Origin of the sequence: Hymenobacter elongatus (assembly GCF_004745955.1) — a bacterium.
GTDB lineage: Bacteria > Bacteroidota > Bacteroidia > Cytophagales > Hymenobacteraceae > Hymenobacter > Hymenobacter elongatus.
Genome location: NZ_SRLD01000053.1, coordinates 1 through 24,601, shown reverse-complemented (window position 1 = coordinate 24,601; position 24,601 = coordinate 1). Strand labels below are relative to the sequence as shown.

Below are 24,601 nucleotides of genomic sequence, written 5' to 3'. Positions count from 1 at the left end.
CAATTTTGCCCCGAATAATACCTTGCAGCGTCGCTTTAGAACAATCCGGCACAATCTCGGTGTACACGCGCCCCGCCCGCTGGAACAGGCCAAAGACAATCGTTTTGCTGCCTGCTCCCCGACCTCGCTTGCCGCGTACGCGGCGCGGCCCGAAGTAAGATTCGTCCAGCTCCAGGGCCCCACCCAACTCGGCTGGCACGGGGCAGAGCTGGCCCAGACGCTGGCGCAAGCGCAGGTATATATCATTAACCGAACGCACACTCAGGCCCGTGAGGCGGGCCGTGTCAGAGGCCGTCAAATCCAGGGCAAACAGGCGCAGCAAATAGCGAAATTTAAGGGTCGAAATTTTGCTGCACTTATAGTAGCGGTTAGCAAGCTGCATAACAGGAAGTTACGCCCATTTTCTTGACTCCTTCTTCCTAAGCCCCTTTAAATATAGTGAAACCCTGGTCCAGCAGAGTACTTTTCAGACTTGCTTAACTCCTATCTTACCCGCTGCTGTCCCCACCTATTTCCTCTCGCCGTATGCTGTTCTCTCAACAAGTCATCTGGATTACGGGAGCCTCCGCCGGCATCGGTGAGGCGCTGGCCCAGGAGTTTGCCCGTGCTGGGGCCCGGCTCGTTCTATCGGCCCGCAACGTGGCGGCGCTGCAACGGGTAGCCATAGCCTGCGCCCCCGCCCAAGTGCTCGTGTTGCCGCTCGACCTGACCAAGGCGGAGAGTTTTCCCTCGTGCGTGGAGCAGGTGCTGGCCCGCTATGGCCGTATCGATGTTCTGGTAAATAATGGAGGCATTAGCCAACGCTCCTTAGCCCTGGAAACCAGCCTCGACGTGCATCGGCGCCTGATGGAAGTCAACTATTTTGGCACTGTGGCCCTGACCCAGGCCGTTTTGCCACAGCTTATCCGGCAGCAGCGCGGCCAGATTGTGGTAGTCAGCAGCCTGGTGGGTCTATTTGGCTCGCCCTATCGTAGCGCCTACGCGGCTTCCAAGCACGCGCTGCATGGCTTCTTCGATTCGCTGCGGGCCGAACTCTGGCAGACGGGCATCAGCGTCACGCTCATTTGCCCGGGCTTTATCCGCACCGGCGTTTCCATCAACGCCCTCACCGCCGATGGCAGTCCGCAAGGCACTATGGATGCTGCTACCGACCAGGGCCTATGCCCCGAAAAACTGGCGCACGCAGCCGTGCGGGCTATTGCCCAGCGCCGCCGGGAAGTCTATATCGGTGGGCGCGAAACGCTGGGCGTGTATGTGAAGCGGTTTGTGCCCGGCCTCTTCAGCCGGTTGCTGCGGCAGGCCATGGTGCGCTGAGCAGAAACTGGTGGGCTTTACTTGGTGGCGCGCCGAGCCTGCATCTGGGCTCGCATCTGCCGCTTTTTGGCTTGGTACTGCTTGTATTGCACGGGCGTCAGCACGGCCCGGAGCTGACCTTCCGAGTCCGCGTTTATCTTTTTCAGCTCCGTTGTCAGCGCCGTTTGGTTGCCGGCGTTGGCTTTGCGCGCGTTGTTCACCTTCTCCACCGTTCCGTTCAGGATGGCCCGCACTTTGGTTTGCTGATCAGGCTGCAGGCTTAGCTCGTCGGTCATCACATCGGTCAGGTCGCGGGCAGCAGCCTTAGGCACCGGGGCGGGGGCCACAGTCACCGATTTAGCTTCCGGAATATCTGCCTTCTGCCGGCGGGCACAGCCAAACGAAATGGTGCCAAGCACCACAAGAACAAGAAGGGAACGGGTAAAAAGCATAGCTGCACTGTAAGTGAATCGCGCTTGCATACGCGAAAACCCCAGGCTGCGGTTATGGCCCGCGAAAAATGTGGCTGGTGCTCAGCCGTGAAGGGTTAAGAAGTCACCGCGGCCGGGCGGCTGCTGGAGGAAACAACGGCCGCACTGGCCGCTTTTATGCTCTGGGCCGTGTAGTGAGCCAACGCCATAATGGTCAGCATGGGGTTGACGCCGCTGCACGCGGGAAAAGCAGATCCATCGGCCACGAACAGGTTTTTTACTTCGTAGGTTTCTCCGTTGGGGGCTACCGGGTGCGTAGCCGCGTCGCCGCCCATGCGGCAGGTGCTCATCTGGTGGGCACTGTAGAGGCTGAACTGATTAGGCTTCCACCCCAGGTACGGCAGCTGGTCGAGCAGCTCCGGGTTTTGCACCACGCCGTTGGTGGCCAGCAATGTGGGCAGGGAGCCGTGGGGCAAATACACTTTGCTGGCTCCGGCGGCCACATGAATCTCGGCGGCGGCGCGCACGCCCTGCAGCATGCTGGCCCGGTCGAAGTCGCTCAGCACGTAGTCAATCAGGGGCGCGCCGTGCTTGTCGATTCGCACCCGGCCACCGTCCCGGTCACGAGTCAGCACAATAAAGCTGCCCAAATGCGCCGCTTCCAGCATCATCTGCTTGTGCTGCTCCCCCGACAGCCACGGCAGCACCATGGCCATCAGGCCGGCGTGCGCGGGGGGAGTTTCCAGCTTAGCCCCAAAGTTGGTGCCGTTGAGCATCGTGAAGCAGTCATTCACCACCGACATACTCGGCCCATGCCAGGCGTCCACGCGGTTCGGATAAAGCCCCGAAACCGCTACCGTGGGGTGCAAATGCAAATGCTGCCCAATGTGCGGATGGCGCAGCCCGCTACGCAAGAGCAGTGCCGGGGTCTGAATGGCTCCTCCTGCCACTACCACCCGCTTGGCCCGCACCGTAATGCGCACCTGCTGCCCCGTAGCAGTAGTATGCACGGCCTCCGCCCCCGTCGCGACACCCGCCTGCACCGTCACCCGTTCCACGTTCGTATCGGCCAGAATCCGGGCACCGTGCTCAAATGCCTGCAACAGATACGTATTCAGCGTGCCCTGCTTAATGCCATACCGGTCGCCCATGGTGCTGTAGCCCAGCCCCTGAAAGTGCTCATCAGAGCCCGTTAGGCCTTTTTCGTTGCGCGGAATCAGCTTTACTTCCTGTCCCAGCCTAGTCGAGCCGTCCCACAAAGCCTGGTTCTGCCCGTTATGGCGCGTATAGTCCATATTCACGCTCAGCGCCCGCGACACGGCATCAAGGCTGCGCTTAAATTCCAGGGATGCGAAGTGCGGTACCTGATGCTCGCGCGCCCACTCCTGCAACACGTAATCGGGGGTGCGAAATGCGCCGGCCCAGTTCACGGTGGTGCCGCCGCCCAGGCAGCTGCCGGCCAGCAAAGCCACGCCGCCATCCTGCGTACTTAGTGCCCCTTTGCCGTCGTAGAGCTTCCCCATCATGTCTACTTCGCGCTGCGTAAAATCGCAACCGTGGCAGTAAGGGCCTTTTTCGATAACCAGCACATCGTGGCCGGCGGCGGCTAGTTCCCCGGCTATTACCCCACCCCCGGCTCCGCTGCCGATAACCAGCACATCGCAGTCGTAGGTAGTAGTGGCAGCGGGCTGCAGGGTGCGAATGGGCTTGGGCGTGTCTACCACCGCAGTGGGCAGCGGCCCGGGGTAGCCAATGTCGGCCCAGGCCCCATTGCCCAGCTCAGCCGTTGAGGAGCCATAATACAAGAACACCGTCAGCTTGCGCAGGGCATGAAATCCTTTGCGCAGCTGCGGCACGTTGCTTTGGGCCCAGCTGCGCAGCATCTGCTGCCGTTGCCCGGTATCCAGGCGCACGAATGGTTTCGGGGGACCAAACCAAGTGAGGCCCAGCATCGGGTTTTCCAACAGCCCCAGCAGCTTCATAAACTCCTGCTGCGCTCCCACCGGCTGGGCGCCCAGCACCTCCGCTATTTTCCCGACATCAATACCCTCCGCGCCTGAGCGAGCCCAGAAGGCGGACTGCTGCGGCCGGCCCGGCACGCCCGGAATGAAGGTATCGGCCAGAGCGTGGAGGGTAGCGTGGTGAGAAGCGGAAAATAGCATGGGAGCAAGTAAAAACGGACGGAAACCACCGGACGAACACGAAAAGCTACGGCCCTGAAAATATCGGCATTTTCTCCCATATAGTAGGCATGCCGCCTAGTTTTCCATCGGAAAGCTTCGGGCTCGGCAAAACGCCACAAGGAGCGCCTGTACGGGCGCTCCTTGTGGCGTTTTGTATCGCTGAGCTTAGACCAGCCGCAGCAGCCAGTCGATCATTTTCTGCACCTTGCCGGTGTAGGGCGGATACATGAACTTGATGCCCGTACGGCCGGTACGCTGCTTGAGCACTGCTTTCTCGTTGGAAAAAGCCAGGAAGCCATAGTGCCCGTGCGCTTTGCCCATACCGCTGTTGCCGACGCCGCCGAAGGGCAGCTCGGGGTGGGCCAGATGCAGAATGGTTTCGTTGATGCAGCAGCCGCCAGCGGCCACGTTCTGCAACAGGTAGCGCTGGTTTTCGGCGCTCCGCGTGAACAAGTACAGCGCCAGGGGCTGCGGACGAGCATTCACGAAATCGGCTGCTTCCATCAAGGTGCCAAACGGCTGAACGGGCAGCAGCGGGCCGAAGATTTCTTCCTGCATCACCCGACTTTCCGGACTAGCCTGGAGCAGCAGCGTGGGCTCGATAAAGCACTGGCTGCTGTCTACGATACCGCCCAGCGCCACTTGCGCACCCGCCTGCTGGGCCTCTTCGAGCATGCCGGAGATTCGCTCGAAATGGTGGGCATTCACGATGCGGGCGTAGGACTTGGAGTTGATGACGCCTTCGGCCTGCGGGTCGTAGAACCGGCCCACGGCCTGGCGCACTTCCTGCACGAACTGCTCCTGCACGCTCTCCTGCACCAGCACGTAGTCGGGGGCCACGCAGGTCTGCCCGGCGTTGATGTACTTGCCCCACACGATTTTTTCGGCCGCGTCGCGCAGGTCGGCTGTGGCATCTACTACCACCGGCGACTTGCCGCCCAGCTCCAGCGTGACGCTGGTCAGGTGCTCGGCGGCGGCGCGCATCACCACTTTGCCAATGGCCGGGCTACCGGTGAAAAAAATGTGGTTGAAGGGCAGTTTCAGCAGGGCCGTTGCCATCTCCTTGTCGCCTTCCACCACGGCCACCTCCGCCGGATCAAACAATTCGCGCACCATACGGCTAAGCAGCGCCGCCACGGCGGGCGTCATTTCCGAGGGCTTGATAATGCAACAGTTGCCAGCGGCCAGCGCCGACACCAGCGGATCGATGGCCAGGTAAAACGGGTAGTTCCAGGGCGCGATAATCAGGCAGACACCTTTGGGCTCGTAGTGTACCCAGGCGCTGGTACCCATCAGGGCCACAGGGGTCCCGACCCGGCGCGGGCGCATCCACTGCTTCAGATGCTTGAGGGTGTGCTTTATTTCTACCTGCGACGACCAGATCTCCGTTACGTCGGCTTCAGCGGGCGGCTTGCGAAAATCAGCGTGTAACGCGTCCTGAATGGCCTGCCGGTTTTGCTCTATCCAGTGGCTCAGCTTGCGCAGGCGGCCCGCGCGCTCGTCAGCCGACTCGCGCCGCAAAGCCGGGGCTCGGAACTGTTGGCGCTCGAAGAGAGAAGCAATATCGGGAGCAGATACAGGAGCGGACGTAGCCGCAGGAGCCGTAGAAACAGTCATGATGTAGGGTCAGAGGGCAGAAAGCTAAGGTACGTAATCGGGAGGGCAACTACCATTTGCTGGTACGCTAACAACAGCCGCCGGAGCTTTTCTTTTTTCGTGCTACACTACGGGCCGTTAGCACCTGTCCATGAGGGCGCAGCCTCTTCGGGGATGTAGAGCAGTCGACCAACGGCGGTGAGTTGCCGATTTTTTTTCTCTTAACTCTTTATCATGAGTCACACAATACCCACAAGTAGGTATTGCATATCGAATAGGTCACTTATAATTTTGCTCATAGAAATGCTGATAGGTTGCAAAACTGTTAAAGAAACATATATTGTGTTTAATTAATAAGTTTTTGCATTGAAAAGCATTATCAAGCTTTGTATCTTCTTCTTGCCTACCAGTAAACACGTCCTACATACTCTGTTACTTAGCCAAACCCATTCCTGCAGACAGGTATGAAAGCAGCGGCTCTTCATCGGAAGCTCTTGCATAGCCACACTACGAAGTATCATTATTTTATTCCGTGCCTTTTTCTCCCTCTTCGCTCCTACCCTAACGCAACACAACTACATGATTACTCGACGCCTCTTGGGGCTGCTGCTCACGCTGATTCCGGGCAGTGTGGCCGCGCAGCAGTTGTTCAACAGCACCCGCAGCAACTACTCCGGCCTCACGGGTGCCTCCTGGAACCCGGCTACGATTGCCGATAACCGGTATTTTTTTCAGCTGCAGGTTGCCGCTATCGACGTGCATGCTACCAACACGGCCTACCGCTATACTGGGGCCTGGAGCCCGCAAAATACCGATGCCGACCTGGACCTGGGCAAGGAGTTTCTGACCCGCCGGGAGAGCGACAAAGCCAAGATGTTCAGCGCGGGGCTAAACGTGCGCGGGCCGGGGCTGATGCTGCGCCTCAGCCCGACGCAGAGTATTGCTATCAGTACCCGGGTGCGGGCCGCTATGCAGGGCAACTCCGTATCGGAAAGCCTGATTCAGAATGCCGTGGACGAGTTCAAGACCCGCGGCCGGTCGGCCGATAACACCTTCAACCTAAACCTGAACGCCTTTGCCGAATACGATGTGACGTATGGCCGGGTGGTGCTCGACAAGAGTTTGCACTTTCTGAAAGCGGGCGTCACGGCCAAGCGCTACCTGGGGTTTGGCGCGGGCTATCTGCGCAGCAGCAAAACTGATTACCAGATTGTTGATAAAACGGCGGCCACCGGCGACACCATCGTACGCATCAACAACCTGGATGCTGCTTTTGGCTACTCCAACCCCCGCGCATTCGATAACATTGACGCCGACCAGGCGCTGAAGTGGCTGAGCGGCAACGGCACCAGCGGCGGGGGCTGGGGCCTGGACCTGGGCCTAGTGTATGAGCACCGGCCCAACATGGGACAGTACCGCTACATCGATAAGAAAGGCGTAGACCGGCTCGACTACTCCCGCAACAAGTACCTGTACCGGGTATCGGTGTCGGTTACCGACATCGGCTACATCCGCTACAAGGATCAGGCGGTGGCGTTCAACAACATCAAAACCTCCAACAGCGGGGTCAGCGAGTCGGACCTGGACGGAATAGACGAGGATAACTACGAGGCCCGGCTCAACAAAATTCTGCGCACGCAGAAGCAGCAGAAGGAGACGCAATTCACGTCCGGCGTGCCCACGGCGCTTAACATAGACGTGGATTACCACGTCTACAAGTGGATTTATGCCAATGCGGCAGTTAGCCAGGGCTTGCGCGGAACATACGCCATCGGGATGCGCAACTTCTCCTTTGCCTCCGTTACGCCTCGTATTGAGAGCAAATGGCTGGAAGTAGCCACGCCGATAGCCATGATAAATGGCTACCAGACGCTGGCCTACGGCCTGATGCTGCGGATGGGACAGTTCACCATCGGCTCCAATGATTTGTCGGGCTATTTTGACTCCAGCAGTCCGTATGGGTTCAACGGTTACGTTGAGGTGTCACTGCTGTCGCTGGCCAACGGGGGGCACAAATCGAAGGGCGGCCCCTCGCGCCTGAAAGACGGGGCGAAGTAAGCGCAACAGATACGCCGAAGCAGATGAGGCCGCCCGATGGGCGGCCTTATTTTTTGTGGTTCTTCAGGTAGAGCTTTGCTTCCCGGTACTGGGACGAATTGTGCTCGGCTTGGTTGGCGACGGTGGTGTAGTAGCGGCGGGCCGCTTTTACGTCGCTGTCGTCTTCTGCCATCCGGCCCAGGTTCAGGTTGGCCGAGATGGCAAAGCCGCTATTCGTGTCGCTGGTCGTTTCCGAAAACACGATGCAGCGCTGGAAGTAGTCTTTGGCTTTGGCTACATCCTTGTGGCTGTTCTGCACGATGGAGCCCAAAAAATACGCGGCGTACCGGCCGCTGATGCCTTCGTAGCCAGCGTAGCCCCGGTTAATCTTATCCAGAATTTCGCGGCTCACCCGCTCGCACTCTATCATATCGCCCTGGTGGTAGCAGAGCAGAGCATAAAAGCGCTGGAAATAGGCGTTGTCGGGGTAAGTATTGGCCAGATAGCGCGCGGTGGGCAGGGCGCCATCGAGGTTGTTTTCCTCGGTGTAGAGAATGCGCATCAGGTAATACTTGGCTTCCGGGCCGGTGTAGAAGCCGTTGCTGGCCACATTGCGCAGCTGCTGCAGGCCCAAGGTGCGGTTGCCTTTGGGAAAAATAAGCAGCACGGGGCGCAGCAGCGGATAATTCTCGGAAATCCAGACGGCGTAGTAGTTGAACAGGGCCTGACCAAAAAGGAACTCCGGACTCAGCCCGTTGGCCTCCTTGCTCTCCTGCAGGTAGCGCAGCGCCCGGCGGCTGCTCAGGGTGGCCTGGGTCCAGTTCTTGCGCTCGGCGTTCAGGTGGGCATCGAAACCATAGGCGGCCGAGAGGAAAAAGCAGGCTTCGTAGTTTTGCTTGTCCTGCTCGTAGAAGGCCTCGGCTTTGCGCATGGTCGTGTCCAGGTAGGCAAACAGCTGCTTGTCGTACTGCTTGGCCTGCAGGTTGGTGGGCAAAATTTTCCACCATTGGCTCAGACCCATCAGCAGGTAGGGCAGCGGGTGCTCGGGGTAGCGGCGGCGCAGGGAGCGAAACTGCTTTTCGGCCTTGTCGTACTTGAAATTGTAGAGGTTGTGCATGGCCCCTTCCAGCTCCAGCTGAATATCCTTATCCAGCATCAGCCAGCCCTTGCCGTCGCGGGCAGAAGGGGCGATATCCACATTATCGAGCTCTACCTTACGAATCGGGCGGGGCAGTGTGGTGGAGTCGACACGCTGAGCGGCGGCCGCCAAAGCGCAAGACGTGAAAACCAGGATAAGCAGTAACTGCCGCATAAAAAATCTACTTCGTTGAGCAGTCAAAGCTTCGCCGAGCCAGTGCATGCCTCCTAACGCTTCTGCGGGCGTGATGTTGGCCGGCAGCCGGGCACTTCGGGTGAACTAACCGGCTACTAAGCTCAACTGTTGCGTGCGCCACCAGCTGAGCAGTGGTCAAAATAACGGCTTTATTCTTACTTGTCACCGTTTTAACTACCGCAACAACCGGGCGGGGGCGGCTAGTTCGACCCACACCAGAAATCAGAAGGAGGCCGAAGCTGCATCCAGCTTCGGCCTCCAGGCTAGAGACATATAGGGCGACGGGCAAGCACCAGGCTGTGCCAGAGCTCACAAATAATAGACATGAACGGATATATACGGCTGGCTTAGTTGTCCATGCGCGACTTCTCGGCCTCGATACCGGTGGTGCGGCGCTGGCTGGCTTTCACGCTGCGGTTGCCGAATTTGTAGCTGAAGTTGAGCTTCACGAACTGGCTTTCGATTTTGTCGGCGTTGCGGGAGTTGATGCCGTTAGCCAGCACGTCGTAGCGCGTTTGCTGAGTATTGAACACGTCCGACACGTTGAGCGTGAGCGTGCCGGCGTCCTTGAGCACCGACTTGGAGAGGCCCACGCTGCCCCCGAAGCGGGACTTGAAGGCCAGCCCGCCGAAGGTTAGTGGCGAGCTGTAATTGCCCGAGACTTCCGCCTTGAGGCCTTTACCCAGCGTCAGGGTGTGATTCGAGGACAGGAAAACCGAAGGGCGGGCACCGCCGAGGCCTACGCTGCCGGCCCCGGCGTTTACTTTGGCAAACGACATGCCCAGGGTAGTGACGGTCATCCACTTGTTGCTCAGCCAGGGCTTCATCAGCGTCAGGCTGCCGTCGAGCGACTCGGCGCTGCGGAAGTTCTGGAACGAGTTGACGACGGCTTGCGTGTTGTCGTCCTTGCGGTAGGAGTCGATGAGGACGTTGGTGTGGTGGCCGTAGCTGAGCGCAGTCGTCAGCATGTTGTTATAAGAATGGGTCAGCTCGAAGTTGTGGGAGAAAGACGGGCGGATGTTGGGGTTGCCCTGGCTGTAGCGGTACTGGCTGATGTAGGTCACGAAGGGGTTCACGATATCGAACCGGAACCGGTCAATCTTGCGGCGGTAGGCGAACCCGAGCTGCACCTTCTCCGACTTGTTGTACTGGGCCGACAGGGTGGGAAACAGGTTGAGGTAGTTGCGGCGGGTGGTTTGGTCGAGCGTGAGCGAGGTGCCGGTGGTGTTGGTTTGCTCAGCCCGCAGGCCCACCTGCACGTCTACTTTGCGCACCGTGCGGCTGTAGGAAGCGTAGGCCGCGTTGATGTTTTCGCGGTAGATGAAGTGGTTGGTTTTGCCCAGGTCCACGGTCCAGGGCTGGCCTTGAGTAGCCTGCTCCCAGCGAATGTCGTTGTCGGTGGTGGTGAAGGTGGTTTTCAGGCCGGCTTCAAGCGTACCCTTGTGAAAGGGCTGGGAGTAGTCGGCCGTCAGAGACTTCACCGAGTTGTTGGCCGGCGAGTTGTCGCGCCGCAGCTCGGTGGGCAGTGGCCCCGCCAGCTCGTTCCAGTACGTGGTGGTGTAGTCGTTATTCCAGCTCTTGTGGTAGCCGAAATAGTCGGCGTTGATGCGCAGCTCCCGGCCCGTCGTATCGAGCGTGGTTTTGTAGTACACATTCACCGAAGGACTCAGGAACTGGGCTTCCCCCAACGTGCGCAGCGTCGAGCCCTCAACGTCCAAGCTGTTTGGGGGCGTCAGCTGCACGTTGTTTTGGGCGTCCCGGTCGCGGTTGTTGAGCATACCTCGCACCAGTACGCCCACCGAACTGGTTTTACTCAGGTCGTAGTCGAGGCCCAGCCGGGCGGAGTTGTTGCGGTTGTGGCGCACTTCGCGGCTGGCCTCGCTGATGAACGTCTCCTGGTTGATAACGCGCTCCGAACGAATGGTACTGTAGGTCTGGTTTTCGAGCCGGTCGTAGCCGCCGTACACGTTGAGCTTGGCCGTGCGGTGGTTCAGGCTCAGCCCGGCGTTGTAGCGGCCATACTGCCCGGCGCCGAGGCCCACCGTGGCGGTGCCATTGGTGCCAAACTTGCGGCTTTTGGTGGTAATGATGTTGATAACCGCGCCGCCCTGGGCGTCATACTTAGCCGAGGGATTGGCAATGACTTCCACTTTGTCCAGGGTGCTGCCGGGCAGGGCGTTGAGCATATTTTTGAGGTCCTCGCCGCTCAGGTTGGTGTATTTGCCGTCGAGCAGCACCACCACGCTTTTGCCGCGCAGCACGAAGCCGTTGCTTTGCTCCAGCACGCCCGGGGCGCGGCCCAGCACGTCGTAGGCCGTGCCGCCGGCGGCAATGGGGCTGGCGGCCACGTTGAGAATCAGCTTGCCGGCACGCTGCTCGATGAAGGCTTTGGTAGCCGTTACCGTCACGCCCTTGAGCAGCTTCTGGTCAGTGGCCAGGGCTACGGCTACGGCCGGGTTCTGGCCCGCGGCTACCGTCAGGGCCACCGGGACCGAGGTTTTGTAGCCGATGTAGTTTACCAGCAAGGAATACGAGCCGGTGGGTACACCCTCGAAGCGGAAAGCGCCCTGCTCGTTGGTCATCGTGCTCAGCGCACTTCTGGAATCGGCAGCGGGGCGCAGAATGACGGTGGCAAAGGCCATGGGCTGGCGCGAGAGGCTGTCGGCTACCTGGCCGGCTACCTGGCCGGTGGCTTGGGTGGCGGCAGCCGAAGCAGTTTGGGCAACGGTGAGGGCCGGAGCAGTGGCCAGAGCACCAACGAGCAGCAGGGAGTGGAGGGTGGTTTTCATATGGCAGTGATAAGGAGTTGTGGAGGAAAGCCCCGACTTTCTCGGCGGGGAATGGGACAAAACAACTGCTTCAAAACCGCTTCTACCCGCTTTATTCGACTACTCCCGGCCCGCTCCCGACCAATTCCCAAGCCCGTTTTTTTAGTCGAAAAAATACCCCCATTGGTCGAAAGCTGGCTGCTGTGGTGCGGCATACAGGCGGAAAAACCACCAACTTGCCCCCATGCAACCAGACGCCGCCGACCGCCCCAGCCGCTTCCCTCTCATTTTCGAAATCCTGATGTGGGTGGTGTATGTGGGCCTGTACAAGTACTCAATCCACGTGGAAAATCTCCCGGGTCATCCGCTCCTTCGGGTCAACTTCCCCTATCCGCACCTGAGCCTATACGCGGTGGTGGCCACGCTCTACGTCATTCCCTACTACCGCTGGCTGATGCCGCGCCTGCTACAGCGCCGCCAATATGCCCTGCTGCTGCCCATTACGCTGGTGTATTTCTGGCAGGGCTCGGCGTGGAGCTTTCAGCTCAGCGGCATGCTGTATAAGTATTTGGCCCAGCTCGGCATAGGACTAGACTACCTAGCAATTCTGCCTAACTGGTGGAATTTGAGTTTGAGCATAACCGACCTGATTGCCTTCAGCTGCGTGGCCTTCGTGCGCATTGCCTTCGAGAATGAATACCGGCGGCGGCGCCTCGAAAAAGCGCACCTGGCCCTACAGCTGGAGCAACTCAAAAGCCAGCTGCAGCCTCACTTTCTGTTCAACACGCTCAACAGCATCTATGGCCTGAGTCTGGCGGGCTCGCCCGAAACGCCGCGCTTCATCCTGCTGCTCTCCGAGCTGATGCGCTACGTGCTCTACGACAGTGGCAAGGAGCTCATTGCGCTGCCCGAGGAAGTCACGTTTTTGGAAAACTACTTTGAAATGGAGCAGCGCAAGTACCCCGATGCCACCATCCGCTTTGAGGCGCTGGCGCTACCGGCGGGCCTGCACGTGCCGCCCCTGCTGCTGCTGCCGCTGGTCGAAAACAGCTTCAAGCACGGCCGCCACCATTTTTCCGACGCGGCCAGTGTGGTAGCTACGCTCAGCGGCCAACCGGGGCAGCTGTGCTTTATTATTGAGAATGATATGCTGCCCGAGCCGCCCCCGGCCTCGCCCAGGCGCAGCGGCGGCATCGGCCTCCAGAACATTCGCCAGCGCCTGAATCTGTGTTATCCCGGGGCCCACGAGCTACACGTGACCGAACACAACGGCCGCTACCGGGCCCGGCTGACGCTCACGCTTGCCTGATGCTGCGTAGCTGGCCGTTTACCGCAAACCCGGGCTACGAAACATTTCGTGCAACCCCTGCACAGTCGCCGTTTCTTTGCAGGAAACGTGTCGCCCGCCTCATGAAAAAACTGCTGCTCCTGCTCAGCCTTTGCACTGGTGCTCTTGGGGCAAGTGCCCAAACACCTCCGCCCGTGGCCGCTGCCCCGGCGGCGCTCTACTCGGTGGAGCAGCTGCAAAGCGACTTTGCTTACCTGCGCCGGGCGCTGCAGGAGGCGCACCCCGGCTTATACTGGTACACGCCCCACGACTCCCTGGACCGCGCCTTTGCTCGCACGGCGGCGGCCCTCTCCCACCCAATGGCCGAGCTTGCGTACTGGAAGCTGCTGCAGACGCTGGTGGCGCAGGTGCATTGCGGGCACACCCGCGTGCAGCATTCGGCGGCGTACCGCGCCTGGTTTCGGCGGCAGCCCCACGCCTATTTTCCCTTCACCGTCGCTATCCGCCAGAACCGCCTGTTTGTCGTTGACAACCAAAGCGCCACGCCCGACCTGCAACCGGGCACTGAGATTCTCGCCATAGACGGCCACCCGACCGCAGAGATACTACCACGCCTGCGGGCCCTCATTTCAGCCGATGGCTACGGCACCAGCTTCCAGGACCACGAGTTGGAGGCGGGCTTTTTCGACGAATACTACTGGAGCTGCTACGAAGCCAGGCCTGCTTACCCGCTGCTCGTGCGCGATAGTAGCGGGCACCAGCGGCGGCTGACTCCACAGCCCAAACCCGTGTTGGCCGCCGCACCTGGCACTCCGGCTACGCCAGCAGCTGCCCCGAGCCCCGAACAGGCCCAGGCGCGCCGCCTGGCCCGGTTGCGGTCGGTGCGCTACCTCGACACTCCGCCGGCCACGGCCCTACTGCGCATCAGCAGCTTCAGCTATGATGAGGCCGACGAGTACAAAACCTTCCATGCCGCGCTCTTTGCGGAGCTGGCCCAGCGGCGCACCAAGCGGCTGGTAGTGGACCTACGCGGCAACCCCGGGGGCAACAATGCCATTGCGGTGGACCTGCTGAAGTACCTGCTGAAGTCAGACTTCGTGCTCACGACAAGCGCCCTGGCCCCCGTGCGCATTCCTTCGTTCATGCAGCCAGACCCGGGTAGTCCGGCCTTTTTCGATACTACGCAGGTCAAGCGCCTGCCCGATGGCCGATTTGGCTTTGCGGCTGCTACCGTGGGGGTGCAACACCCGTATCGGGGCCACTATTTTCGGGGCCAGGTTATTTTGCTGGTTGATGGAGGCACGTTTTCGGCCGCCTCTAACCTGGCCGCCAGCCTGCGGGCCCAGCGCCGGATTACCATTATTGGCCAGGAAAGCGGCGGGGCGGAAGCCGGCCTCAATGGCGGCACCCTCTCCCGGCTGGAACTACCCCAGACGCACCTGGTAGTACAGCTGCCTCATTTTCGCCTCCTCACGGCCTGTGCCAATCCGCAACCGGGTCGGGGCGTGCGGCCAGACCGGGTGGTAGTACCCACCCCGCAACAAGTAGCCGCGCACACCGATGCTATTCTGTCGCAGCTGGCAACCCTTCTACCCTAACTCTACCCGCTTTTGGCTGCCCCGCAGCAGCTCCGGCAGTACCGTATTTCCACGAACCAGCAGCAGGCCAAGGCGCTTAGCTGCATTGCTCACTACCCTATCTTCCGCTATGACTACCACGCCCGCTCCCATCCGCTGCCTCATCGTTGACGACGAGCCGCTGGCCCACCAGGTGCTCACCCAGTTTATCAGTCAGACGCCGGGCCTCACGCTGGCCGGCAAATGCCGCCACGCCATGGAGGCCCACGACCACCTGCTGCAGCACCCCGTGGACCTGATGTTTCTGGATATTGAAATGCCGCTGGTATCGGGGCTGCAGTTCCTCAAAACCCTGAAAAGCCCGCCCAAAACTATTCTGACCACTGCCTACCGCGAGTATGCCTACGATGGCTACGAGCTGGATATTCTCGACTATCTGCTCAAGCCCTTCAGCTACGAGCGGTTTATGAAGGCTATTTCCCGCCTGCCCGCCGCCCAGCCCATTCCTACCGCCAACACCGACGAAGAGAAGTTTTTGCTGGTGAAAGACCGGCAAGGGCTGCTCAAAGTCAGCCACCGCGAAATCGTGTACGTGGAGGGCTGCAAGGATTACGTGAAGATCATCACGGCCAGCAAAACGTACCTGCTGCACCAAACGATGAAGGAAATGGTCGAGACGCTGGGCTCCGCTTTCCTGCGCGTGCACCGCTCCTTTATCGTGGCTGTAGCCCATATCAAGCTGCTCCAGCCCGAAAACGTGGTGCTGAACGACGGCACGTTCATCCCCATCGGCAACTCCTACAAGGCCGAGCTGCTGGCTTTTTTCAGGAAATAGAATTCTTGCCGCGTTGCCGAAGCGCACATCAGGCTGTCAGGTCGACCAGCGGGAGACCTCTCGCGTGCGGTAGTAATCAGATTACTATGGCACGCGAGAGGTCTCCCGCTGGTCGACCTGACGTTTCTTTGGCTTCATACCAACCAACCAACCAACCAACCAACCAACCAACCAACCAACCAACCAACTCCAGCTACTTGCACTCTTACATCACGATGTCGCCACTATCAACGACACCCACACTAACGAGGCAGCTGCCACGCACCAGCCGGAACCTGGTGAAGCCGGCAGCCCTTCCACGTTCATGGCGGCGCCAGTGCGCAGCTCACAAGTGCAGATGTGGAAAGCAGGAGCTGCCCGACAGGCCAATGCGGTCCAGCACTTGCTCGGCACGCACTGCGTCGCCCGCCTTCACCACGAGGCTATTCTGGCGCAGGTGGTCCAGCAAGCTGAACTCGCCGTTGCCGTGGTCGTAGCGCATGAAGGTAGACCGAATACCGACCTGTTGGGCCACGGGATAGTAGAAATCGAGGCGGCGATGGGGGGGGCGTTTTCGTCGGGCCCGTCCCAGATCAGCAGGCGGCCCGTGACTGGAATTCTCAGCGCGGCCCGCGGTTGGTAGCGTTCGGGCCTCACCTCCAGCGCCTGGGTTACGGTGTTGCGTTTGGCGTCCTGAAACTCGAAGGTGTAGGCCAGCCGCGTAAGCTCCGCGTTGGGCGCGAAGGTGTGAAACGGACTGAAGGAGGGGATACCAGTGCAGGGCCGGGCCAGCAATAGCAGGAACTTCCTGCGAAGGGCACTTACCGTGACCTGGAACACAAAAAAGGCCCTTACCGAAGGGTAAGGGCCTTGTCAGCAGGCGAAAGGTGCCGGGCTTAGTTTTTCACTTTCACCTCACCGTCGTCCGAATCCCGCTTCACTTTCGAGCCGTTCGGATATTTCACTTTGGTATCACCGTCAGCATCGATTTTCACGGTTTTGCCATTGGAGTACTCAATCTTGGTTTCCCCGTTCTTGTCTTTCTCGTAGCTCACCACGCGTGGGCCACGGCGAGCGGGACGGGCGGCAGCACCCGCCGTAGTGGTCGTGGTTTCGGTGGTCGTTACCTCCATCTCATCGTCGTCGTAGCCATAGTAGCGGGCGCGGTTGCTTTGGTAGGTATTGTAGCGGGCTTCATCGTTGAACACGGTCTTGATTTCGTTGTCCGTATTAGTGTCGACTTCGCGCATGGCTACATACTGGCCGGTGGTGTCGCTCATGTAGCGCGTCTTGGCTTCGCCCAGGCGCTGGGCGCGGGTGTAGTATACGCGGCGTACCTGGCGCACCTGAGCCGTATCGGTAATACCGAGGTCGGTGGCCACCATATCGGCGGTGCGGTTACCTTCTTCCCGGTACAGCACGTCGTTATCGACTACTACGGCCGTGTCGGTGGAAGGCGTGGTGGCGGCATCGACGGCAGCGGGCTTGTCGCGGTTGCAAGACGAGCCGAGGGTGAGAGCGGCCGCGCAGGAGAGCAAAAGAAACGTGTTTTTCATGGTTTGGGCAATGAATGAAAGATGAGGGCAGCGGGGTAATAGCCACCCGTTGGCGACTGTACGGAGGAGTTCAGGGTGAGGTTGGCGGGGCACCCACACTCGCTTTTGCTACACCCGCCTGATCCTAATAAAAAGTGGTGAACTTTCGCTAATATATATCTGTAGTATATTATATTCGCTAACACTTCGGTATCCGTGCGTACCTTCACCGGTCGAAGCATACTCAACACAACTAACGCAGACCATCATGGGGAAATCCCAAGCTACCTTTGGCAAAAAGGAAAACGAGAAAAAACGACTAAAGAAGAAGAACGACAAGGCTGACCGCAAGGAAGAACGCCAGGCCAACGCGAAGAAAGGACAGCGCCTGGAAGATATGCTCGCCTACGTGGACGAGTTCGGCAACATTTCCGCGACGCCACCGGACCCCAAGAACAGAAAGGAAATTAAGACCGAGGATATTCGCATTGCCATTTCCAAGCAGGAAGACCGGGAGCAGCCCGATGTTATCCGCAAGGGCACGGTAGCGTTCTTCAACGAGTCGAAGGGCTACGGCTTTATCAAAGACCAGGAAACTCAGGAAAGCATCTTCGTGCACGCCAATGGCCTGCTCAATCCGATTAAGGAAAACGATAAGGTGACTTTTGAGGTAGAAATGGGACAAAAAGGCCCAACGGCCGTGTCGGTGAAGGCCGCTGAAAAAGCAGCTCCCGTCGAGAAAACACCTCCGGCTCCCGCTGCTGCTCCCGCAGCTCCTGCGGCTGAACCAGCGGCTGAGTAACGTAAAGGGTACCTCCGGGGTACCGGAAGAGGCTGAGGCTCAGGGAGCTTCAGCTTTTTTAGTTTGTACCGGTTCCCATTTCTGAAGCGGGATGCCCTGTTCCGACGCTTCTAAAGCACGTGACAGGCCATTGCTGACGAGCTGCGACGAGCGCGCCCCATGGGCCGATAGACCGGCGCTCCGCCTTAGCTAGCTTTGCCCCATATGCCAGCGGTAGCTGGTTTTCTTGCCCATTTGTAAGCATTACCCGATGACCCAACATTCCCAGGAAGAGAAGCCGGCAGAAAAAGAAGGACTGCACCCGCGCAACAAGCACCGGGGGCGCTACGACTTTCCGGCCCTCATCCGCAGCTTTCCGGCGCTGGCCCCCTTTGTGGCCCCCAATGCCTACGCCGACGACTCTATCGACTTTGCCAACCCCGAGGCCGTGAAAGCCTTGAATAAGGCGTTGCTGAAGCATTTTTATACTATTGAGCACTGGGACATTCCCGCCGGCTACCTGGCCCCTCCCATTCCCGGCCGCGCCGACTACATCCACTACGCCGCCGATTTGCTGGCCGAAGTAAATGAAGGCGTAGTGCCTACCGGCAAGCGCGTGCGGGTGCTGGACGTGGGCGTGGGCGCCAATTGCATTTACCCCATCATCGGGCACCGCGAGTACGGCTGGCGCTTCATCGGCTCCGACGTCGATCCGGTGGCCGTGCGCATGGCCAAGCAGATTGCAGCCAGCAACCCCGGCCTGGGAGGCGTGGTGGAAGTGCGGTTGCAGCCCGCCCGCGACGATATTTTCAGCGGCGTGGTGAAGGCCAACGAGTTCTTCGACCTGACCATGTGCAACCCGCCTTTTCACGGCTCACAGGCTGAGGCCGACGCGGCCAACCGCCGCAAAGGGCAGAACCTGGGCACTGCCGAGGCCAGGCCGCTGCCCAACTTCGGGGGGCAGTCGAATGAGCTGTGGTACCAGGGCGGCGAGGCTACCTTCGTATGGCGCATGGCGGAGGAGAGTGCCCTGCAACGGGCCAACTGCCTGTGGTTTACTACGCTCATCTCGAAGAAAGAAACGCTGCCGGGCCTCTACAAAACCCTGCAGAAGCTGGGAGCCGTCGATGTGCGCACCATTGGGATGAACCAGGGCCAGAAAATAAGCCGCATCGTGGCCTGGACCTTCCTAACCCCGGAGCAGCAGCAGCAGTGGCGGCAGCGGCGGTGGCTGGCCGGCACGGCCGGCGCTACTCCGCCCGCCCCTACGCCCGCTGAGTAGATACACAGCGCGAGCAGTCCGTTTCCTGGCCGGCTTGGGCTTGCTTTGGCGGCGTTCGTGCGGCTGAAGCCGATGGAGACCTGTGGTGGTGCGTGGCCTGCCTGATCTGGCAGGAAAAAATCGGCATTTCCAAAAAATCCCAACACGCTCTGAGCGGCCAGGGCATGAGGACAATCAATGACTTGTAACGCGAAGCTCTGCTTCGCGACCGTTAGGACGTCGCGTAAAACCACTTGCCGGGCTAGTAGCGCGAACGGTCGCGCAACAGAGCTTCGCGATACAATCTGTTAACGCCCCTGCCCGCTAATTGTCCTCACGCCCTAGGGCTGCGTAGAAAGGATTCGGCCGTTTTTTGCGCTGCGGAGCAGAAGACGAGTCAGCCCTGCCCGGGAATCCGTTGCTGCAAGCCCAAGGGTTCGGAATACGGTAGAGATGCCTTATGTGCATCTCGTCGTTTGCGCCGTTTGCCGCTGTATCGTTCAACAAGCAGACTATAGCCAGATTCAACAACCCCAAGCGGCGCGCCACCGGCTTTTTACGGAGAGGCTGTTTAGAAAGTAAAATGTCATGTCGACCATTCTGCGCATCAAGCAGAATGGTCGACATGACATTTTATAGCGGTTTCACGAACGACTTTCTAATAAGCTGTTCGAGTTAGAGCTGAAACGATGTAGAGACGCATACTTGCGTCTCGTCAGCCACGCCGGCACAACGATTGTCGTTCAACGACGAGACGCAAGTAGGCGTCTCTACATCGGTTTGACGGCTCTTACGCTAACTCAAACAGCTTCGGCATCCGGTGTTCCGAAAGCATCTATGGCTGGTCTAAGTTGGCGCGCTTGCCCAAGGCGGCCATACGCACTGTTTCGGCCACGCGGGTGGCGCGGGTGGCAGGGCGTTTGGCGGCCAGCACCCAGGTCAGAATTAGCTTGCGGGCACTACGGGAGAAGGCCGCGAAGCTGCGCGCTGCCGCTGCGTTGGCGGCCAGAGCGGCGGCCAGATCTTCGGGCACCAGGCCGGCTTCGGCCGCGTCGAGGCTTTCCCAGGTGCCGTTCTGTTGGGCTTTGTCGATGGCGGCCCGGCCGGCGGGGGTCAGCAGGGCCGCGGCTTCAAGCCGCACGAGTCGCTCCTTGTTGACCTTGCTCCAGCCGCTGGTGGGCTTGCGCGGGGTGAACAGCAGCATGGTCCGCTCGGCGTCGAGCTTACGGGGCAGCGAGTCGATCCAGCCGAAGCACAGGGCTTCTTCCACGGCCTCGTCGTAGCTGACGCGGGGGCGGGCGGCGGTTTTCTTGTAGTACACGAGCCACACGCCGGGACTGTCGGTGTGGTGGGCGGCCAGCCACTGCCGCCACTCGGCGCGGGTGCCTGGCTGAAATCGCGCGTAGTCGTCGGGCCGGGCCATAGCGGAAGCGGAAAAAGCGGGAGTTACCGTCTAAAATAAGAACGAGTCCGGACTTTGGGCGAGGCTGCCACGGCAGCTACCCTACCAGGCCCACCACGCCCAAACCCTGTCCTTGTTGGATTGCATGCATTCCACCGTAGTTTCATGACTTGTGAACAGCATAGAGACGCGAAGCGCTGCGGCTCTGCCTTCTTATCTGCCCCAACCCCGGCCGCGCATGTCCAGCTTTCTTACCTTTCTTTCTGCTCTGCAACCTCTGAGCCCGGAGCTTACGGCGGCTCTGCTGACCAGCACCACCCAGGAAACCCTGCCCGCCCACCACCAGCTGCTGCAGCCGGGCCAGGTGGCGCGGCGGATATACTTCCTGGAAACCGGCCTGGTGCGGGGCTACACGCTGCTGCACGGCCGCGAAATCTCCTCGTGGTTTATGCAGGCCAATGACTTTGTGATTTCCATCCTGAGCTTCTTCACCCAGCAGCCCTCGGAAGAATGCCTGGAGCTGCTGGAGCCCGCCGTGGTGCACTCCATCACCTACGACCAGCTGCAGCGCCTCTACCACGACTTTCCCGAGTTCAACTACATTGGCCGGCTGCTGCTCGAGAAATACTACGTGCTCAGCGAGCAGCGTGCTCAGCACCTCCGCTCCCGCACGGCCGCTGAGCGCTACGAGCTGCTGCTGCGCGCCTTTCCCACGGTATTTCAGCGCGTGGCCCTGCATCATATTGCCTCCCACCTGGGTATGGCTCCCGAAACCCTGAGCCGGTTGCGCAACCGCCAGGCCTAGCGTGCGCTGTTGCATCAAGGGCCGAGTTGCGTGCTAAGAAGCTGTTTGAGTTATTAAAAACAGTCATGCTGAGCTTGTCGAAGCATCTCTACCGCTCCGTTAGACTACTCAAACGAAGCGGTAGAGATGCTTCGACAAGCTCAGCGTGACTGTTTCAGATTTTTTTTTTGGCTAACTCAAACAGCTTCTTAGCGCGGGTATTTTTATACAAAAGACTTGTTCCTGAATAAAGCGAAACGAAAAAAGGACGTCATGCTGAGCCTGTCGAAGCATCTCTACCGCAACAGTACTCTCAACCATGCGAACGAAGCGGGAGAGATGCTTCGACAGGCTCAGCATGACGTCCTTTTTTATGTCACTTCTAATTCAGGAACAAGTGTAAAAGCTTGTTCTGTCCTGCCTGATCTGCCATCCGCTTGTCGGAGCGTCTCCACTGCCACCGTATGTGACTACCAGTGCACGCGAGATGTCTCGCTTTGCTCGACATAACAGAACAGGCAGGGCCGAGCAAGCAGGACAAAAAGGTCGGTAACACCGCCTGTAGCGCACCCGAAAATGACATTTATCATGAAAACGGCGGGGAGGCCGCCGCACCTTTGAGGTACTCTTTCACCTTAAACCCCAACGGCTATGCTCCCCATTATTTTCGCCGTATTCGCCGGCTGCTTTGTACTCGAACGTCTTATTCCGGGCTGGAAGCTGCCCGCCGTACCGACCTGGACCATCCGGGTGCTGGCCGTCAACTTTCTGCAGCTGCTGGTGGTGCTGGTGGCAGGCGTGAGCTGGGAAAAATGGCTGTCGGCGTATTCGGTGTTTCACCTTTCGCAGCAGGTACCGGCCTGGGCGGGCGGCATGCTGGCCTATTTCGTGGCCACATTCGTGTTCTACTGGTGGCACCGCTGGCGCCATACCGTCGATTTTCTGTGGCAGCACTTCCACCAGATTCACCATAGCCCGCAACGCATCGAGGTCATCACCTCCTTCTACAAGCACCCGCTCGAAATGACGGTCAACTCCATCATCGGGGGCCTGCTCATTTATACGCTGCTGGGGCTGAGTGCCGAGGCCGGGGCCATCTACACGCTGTGCACGGCCCTGGGCGAGTTTTTCTACCACACCAACGTGCGCACCCCGCGCTGGGTGGGCTACATTTTTCAGCGGCCCGAAATGCACCGCATCCACCACGAGTACGAGAAGCACGCCAACAACTACGGCGACATCGTGTGGTGGGACATGCTCTTCGGCACTTACCACAACCCCGAGAAGTTCACCACCTCCTGCGGCTTCGACACCCGCAAGGAGCTGCGCCTGCTCGATATGCTGCGCTTCCGCGACGTGCATAAGGAATAAGGTCCAGGCACGCAGCAGGTCTTTGCCGAAGCATTGTGGCGGGAACTGCACCGAAAACCCACCTTCCCCTGGCACACACTGCTGGCCAGGACCGGTAGCTCCGACACAACTGGCGCTCAGGCCCGACTCAACAACGCCGCCAATCAGCCCTCGACGCCAGCGGCAACAGGTATGTGGCGATACGGACAACCACTGTATCTGCTAGGCCGTGTGGACGGGACGAAAAAAGAACGTCATGCAGGGCGCAGCGCAGCATCTCGCGTGCGGTCGTTGGATGACTACTCCCACGGCAGCACCCGAGATATCTCGTTCGCTGCTTGATGCGCAGAATGCTCGACAGGACGTTCTTTTTTCGTCCTGTCCACACGGCCTAGAGCGGTTCTCAAGGTGCTGTACAGGCAGTGGACCGTAGCGCGAACGGTGTAGGATAACACACCCCACAACCGCTCTAAGTGGGTCCGTAGTGCCCCCCGGTTGCCGCAGTAGCTTAGAGGGTGTTTGAAAATTGGCAAAAACCCCGCTTGTGTCATGCTGAGCCCCGCGAAGCATCTCTACCGCAGTGGTAACCAGAACTAGTCTGGCAGTAGATATGCTTCGACTGCGCGGACGCCAGATCAGGCCTGCCCCGGAACCGATTTCCTGCACAGCTTCACATGGAAGTGCCGCATTTTTAATCCTTTTGCGGGTCGGCCGTCCGGTCTGAGAGCATATACAGATAGCCCGAGCTTACGCCTGCGGGGCAACTACGCTACAACGTCGCCGCTGCCGGCCGGCAAAGCCCTATTTTGCGCCTTGTTGCTGCCTCTGTCCTGCCTATATGCTGTCTTTATCTCTCCGGAAAGTAATCTGGAGCTTGCTGCTTCTGCTGAGTACCCGCACCGCCCAGGCCCAAGCTCCGCTGCCGGAAGCCGAGCTGAATACCTTCTACGACCAGCTGAACGCCTACCGCACGGCGCGCTACGCGCCGCTGCCGGACCTGGAGGCCCTGCAGTTACCCTCCACCTTTTCGGGGGCCGACCTGCGGGCACTGCGCCTGGCCGAGCGCCACATCATGCGCGTCGATCTGGTGTACACGGCCTTCCGCTTGAACCCGGCTTTCAACCAGCGCCAGCTCAACCTGAGCCGCATCCGCAACCTGGCCGCCGGGCTGCCGGGGCTGCTGCAAGACGAATCCATCACCTGGACGCTGGTGGAGCAAACCGGCTGCGCCAGCCCGACTGCCTGCCAGCCGTTTTTCCATGGCTTTGTGGTGTATGTGGCCCGGCACGCCACCGCCGCCACCAGCCGCGCCGACCTCGACAGCCTCACCCGCAAGCTGCGCCTGCTGGAAAAGAAGCGCCCGAAATCTGCCAAAAAGGCTCCGGGCAAAAAGGTGGCCTGCAACCTGCCCTACACCCGCTTTACCAACCGCCAGATGGCTCGCAACCTGCGCGGGGCCTACCGCTGCGCGGAGCGCACGGCCCAGATTGTAAAGTTTGAGCTAACGGTGGATGCGCACGGCACCACCCAAAGCGTGCGGGTGCAGCCCACCGGCAAGCCCCTGTGTACTGCCGAGCTGGAAGAGGCCCTGGGCCAAAGCGTGGTGTTTGCCTCGGGCTTCCCCATCAACCGCCGCCAGTTCCCGTTCATCGTGAAAGGAGCCCTGCGCCTGCCCATGGGGCCGTGGCAAGTGGTGGGCAAGCCAGACCTGGCTATTACCAGCTTTGCCCTGTCCGACTCAGCGGCTTGGCTCTACCGCGTGTTCCTGAAAAAGAAGAACCGGCAGCATAAGTACGACTACTGCGAAGCCCGCATCACCAAAGCCGGGGAGCTGCTGGCCGATACCGCCGCCGAGGAAATGCCCCTGCCCCCCGATGCCAACGTGGTGAGCCGGGTGATGCAGCGCCATCCCGAGTGGAGCAAGGAAGTGGTGGTGACCGACGTAACGGGCAGTATGTTTCCCTACACCTACGACCTGCTGGCCTGGCTCCAGCTCAGCGCCCTGCAGGACGAGAAAACCTTCGTGTTCTTCAACGACGGCGGGTGCAACCCAAATTGTCGCTACGCCGCCCTGGCCGTGTTGAAGGGTTCAATGTGTTGGCGTACCAGCTGCCATCGGTTACTCATCGCGCAGACGCGCAAGGTCAAGACCCGCTGTGCGCCGTTGG

The 24,601-nt window shown here is 59.8% G+C and carries 19 protein-coding genes; 10 read left to right on the top strand and 9 right to left on the bottom strand.

Annotated elements, in window-relative coordinates:
* Positions 1–382: transposase (locus E5J99_RS19200; RefSeq protein ID WP_167852238.1), on the bottom strand; the 382-nt coding region annotated here is incomplete at its 3' end.
* Between the two features lie 143 nt (positions 383–525).
* Here E5J99_RS19200 and E5J99_RS19195 point away from each other — a divergent pair.
* A complete protein-coding gene (locus E5J99_RS19195; RefSeq protein ID WP_135499436.1) occupies positions 526–1,314 on the top strand; it encodes an SDR family oxidoreductase in 789 nt (262 codons plus the stop codon).
* Between the two features lie 17 nt (positions 1,315–1,331).
* On the opposite strand, the gene E5J99_RS19190 is transcribed toward E5J99_RS19195, so the two are convergent.
* The 3 genes from E5J99_RS19190 to E5J99_RS19180 all read right to left on the bottom strand — a co-directional run bounded on the left by E5J99_RS19190 (position 1,332) and on the right by E5J99_RS19180 (position 5,524).
* Entirely contained in the window at positions 1,332–1,745 is a 414-nt protein-coding gene (locus E5J99_RS19190) for a hypothetical protein (RefSeq protein WP_135499435.1), read from the bottom strand.
* Positions 1,746–1,840: 95 nt separating this feature from the next.
* Positions 1,841–3,886, bottom strand: a complete 2,046-nt coding sequence (locus E5J99_RS19185) for an FAD-dependent oxidoreductase (RefSeq protein ID WP_135499434.1) — start codon at positions 3,884–3,886, stop codon at positions 1,841–1,843.
* Between the two features lie 186 nt (positions 3,887–4,072).
* Positions 4,073–5,524 (bottom strand): aldehyde dehydrogenase family protein, encoded by a 1,452-nt coding sequence (locus tag E5J99_RS19180; protein WP_135499433.1) that lies wholly within the window; start codon positions 5,522–5,524, stop codon positions 4,073–4,075.
* 558 nt (positions 5,525–6,082) lie between these two features.
* Here E5J99_RS19180 and E5J99_RS19175 point away from each other — a divergent pair.
* Positions 6,083–7,561, top strand: a complete 1,479-nt coding sequence (locus E5J99_RS19175) for a DUF5723 family protein (protein WP_135499432.1) — start codon at positions 6,083–6,085, stop codon at positions 7,559–7,561.
* Positions 7,562–7,607: 46 nt separating this feature from the next.
* Here the strand turns inward: E5J99_RS19175 and E5J99_RS19170 are convergent, their stop codons facing one another.
* Positions 7,608–8,852 carry a tetratricopeptide repeat protein gene (locus tag E5J99_RS19170; protein ID WP_135499431.1) on the bottom strand — a complete coding sequence of 415 codons (1,245 nt, stop codon included), beginning with the start codon at positions 8,850–8,852 and terminating at the stop codon, positions 7,608–7,610.
* Positions 8,853–9,220: 368 nt separating this feature from the next.
* Positions 9,221–11,662 (bottom strand): outer membrane beta-barrel protein, encoded by a 2,442-nt coding sequence (locus E5J99_RS19165; protein ID WP_135499430.1) that lies wholly within the window; start codon positions 11,660–11,662, stop codon positions 9,221–9,223.
* 223 nt (positions 11,663–11,885) lie between these two features.
* Between E5J99_RS19165 and E5J99_RS19160 the strand changes: the two genes are divergently transcribed.
* From E5J99_RS19160 to E5J99_RS19150, 3 genes are all read left to right on the top strand, one after another.
* Positions 11,886–12,950, top strand: coding sequence for a sensor histidine kinase (locus E5J99_RS19160; protein WP_135499429.1), 1,065 nt, complete (start codon positions 11,886–11,888; stop codon positions 12,948–12,950).
* Positions 12,951–13,051: 101 nt separating this feature from the next.
* Entirely contained in the window at positions 13,052–14,527 is a 1,476-nt protein-coding gene (locus E5J99_RS19155; RefSeq protein WP_167852237.1) for a S41 family peptidase, read from the top strand.
* A gap of 109 nt (positions 14,528–14,636) precedes the next feature.
* Positions 14,637–15,341 (top strand): LytR/AlgR family response regulator transcription factor, encoded by a 705-nt coding sequence (locus tag E5J99_RS19150; RefSeq protein ID WP_167852236.1) that lies wholly within the window; start codon positions 14,637–14,639, stop codon positions 15,339–15,341.
* Positions 15,342–15,666: 325 nt separating this feature from the next.
* On the opposite strand, the gene E5J99_RS21935 is transcribed toward E5J99_RS19150, so the two are convergent.
* Both E5J99_RS21935 and E5J99_RS19140 read right to left on the bottom strand, forming a co-directional pair.
* Positions 15,667–15,855 (bottom strand): M23 family metallopeptidase, encoded by a 189-nt coding sequence (locus E5J99_RS21935; protein ID WP_245319116.1) that lies wholly within the window; start codon positions 15,853–15,855, stop codon positions 15,667–15,669.
* Positions 15,856–16,216: 361 nt separating this feature from the next.
* Positions 16,217–16,876, bottom strand: coding sequence for a T-complex 10 C-terminal domain-containing protein (locus E5J99_RS19140; protein WP_135499425.1), 660 nt, complete (start codon positions 16,874–16,876; stop codon positions 16,217–16,219).
* Between the two features lie 247 nt (positions 16,877–17,123).
* Here E5J99_RS19140 and E5J99_RS19135 point away from each other — a divergent pair, with 247 nt between their 5' ends.
* Both E5J99_RS19135 and rlmF read left to right on the top strand, forming a co-directional pair.
* Positions 17,124–17,657, top strand: coding sequence for a cold-shock protein (locus E5J99_RS19135; RefSeq protein WP_135499424.1), 534 nt, complete (start codon positions 17,124–17,126; stop codon positions 17,655–17,657).
* Positions 17,658–17,907: 250 nt separating this feature from the next.
* Positions 17,908–18,918: a 23S rRNA (adenine(1618)-N(6))-methyltransferase RlmF gene (gene rlmF / locus E5J99_RS19130; protein ID WP_135499423.1), complete on the top strand. Its 1,011-nt coding sequence runs from the start codon at positions 17,908–17,910 to the stop codon at positions 18,916–18,918.
* 814 nt (positions 18,919–19,732) lie between these two features.
* Here rlmF and E5J99_RS19125 read toward each other — a convergent pair.
* Positions 19,733–20,320, bottom strand: coding sequence for a YdeI/OmpD-associated family protein (locus E5J99_RS19125; protein ID WP_135499422.1), 588 nt, complete (start codon positions 20,318–20,320; stop codon positions 19,733–19,735).
* A 217-nt stretch (positions 20,321–20,537) separates the two neighbouring features.
* Between E5J99_RS19125 and E5J99_RS19120 the strand changes: the two genes are divergently transcribed.
* The 3 genes from E5J99_RS19120 to E5J99_RS19110 all read left to right on the top strand — a co-directional run.
* The gene (locus E5J99_RS19120) at positions 20,538–21,104 is read left to right on the top strand and encodes a Crp/Fnr family transcriptional regulator (RefSeq protein ID WP_135499421.1); all 567 of its coding nucleotides are present in this window, start codon (positions 20,538–20,540) and stop codon (positions 21,102–21,104) included.
* Positions 21,105–21,734: 630 nt separating this feature from the next.
* On the top strand, positions 21,735–22,454 hold the full coding sequence (locus tag E5J99_RS19115) for a sterol desaturase family protein (RefSeq protein WP_135499420.1): 720 nt from the start codon (positions 21,735–21,737) through the stop codon (positions 22,452–22,454).
* Positions 22,455–23,271: 817 nt separating this feature from the next.
* A partial coding sequence (locus tag E5J99_RS19110; RefSeq protein WP_135499419.1) for a hypothetical protein occupies positions 23,272–24,601 on the top strand: 1,330 nt, incomplete at its 3' end.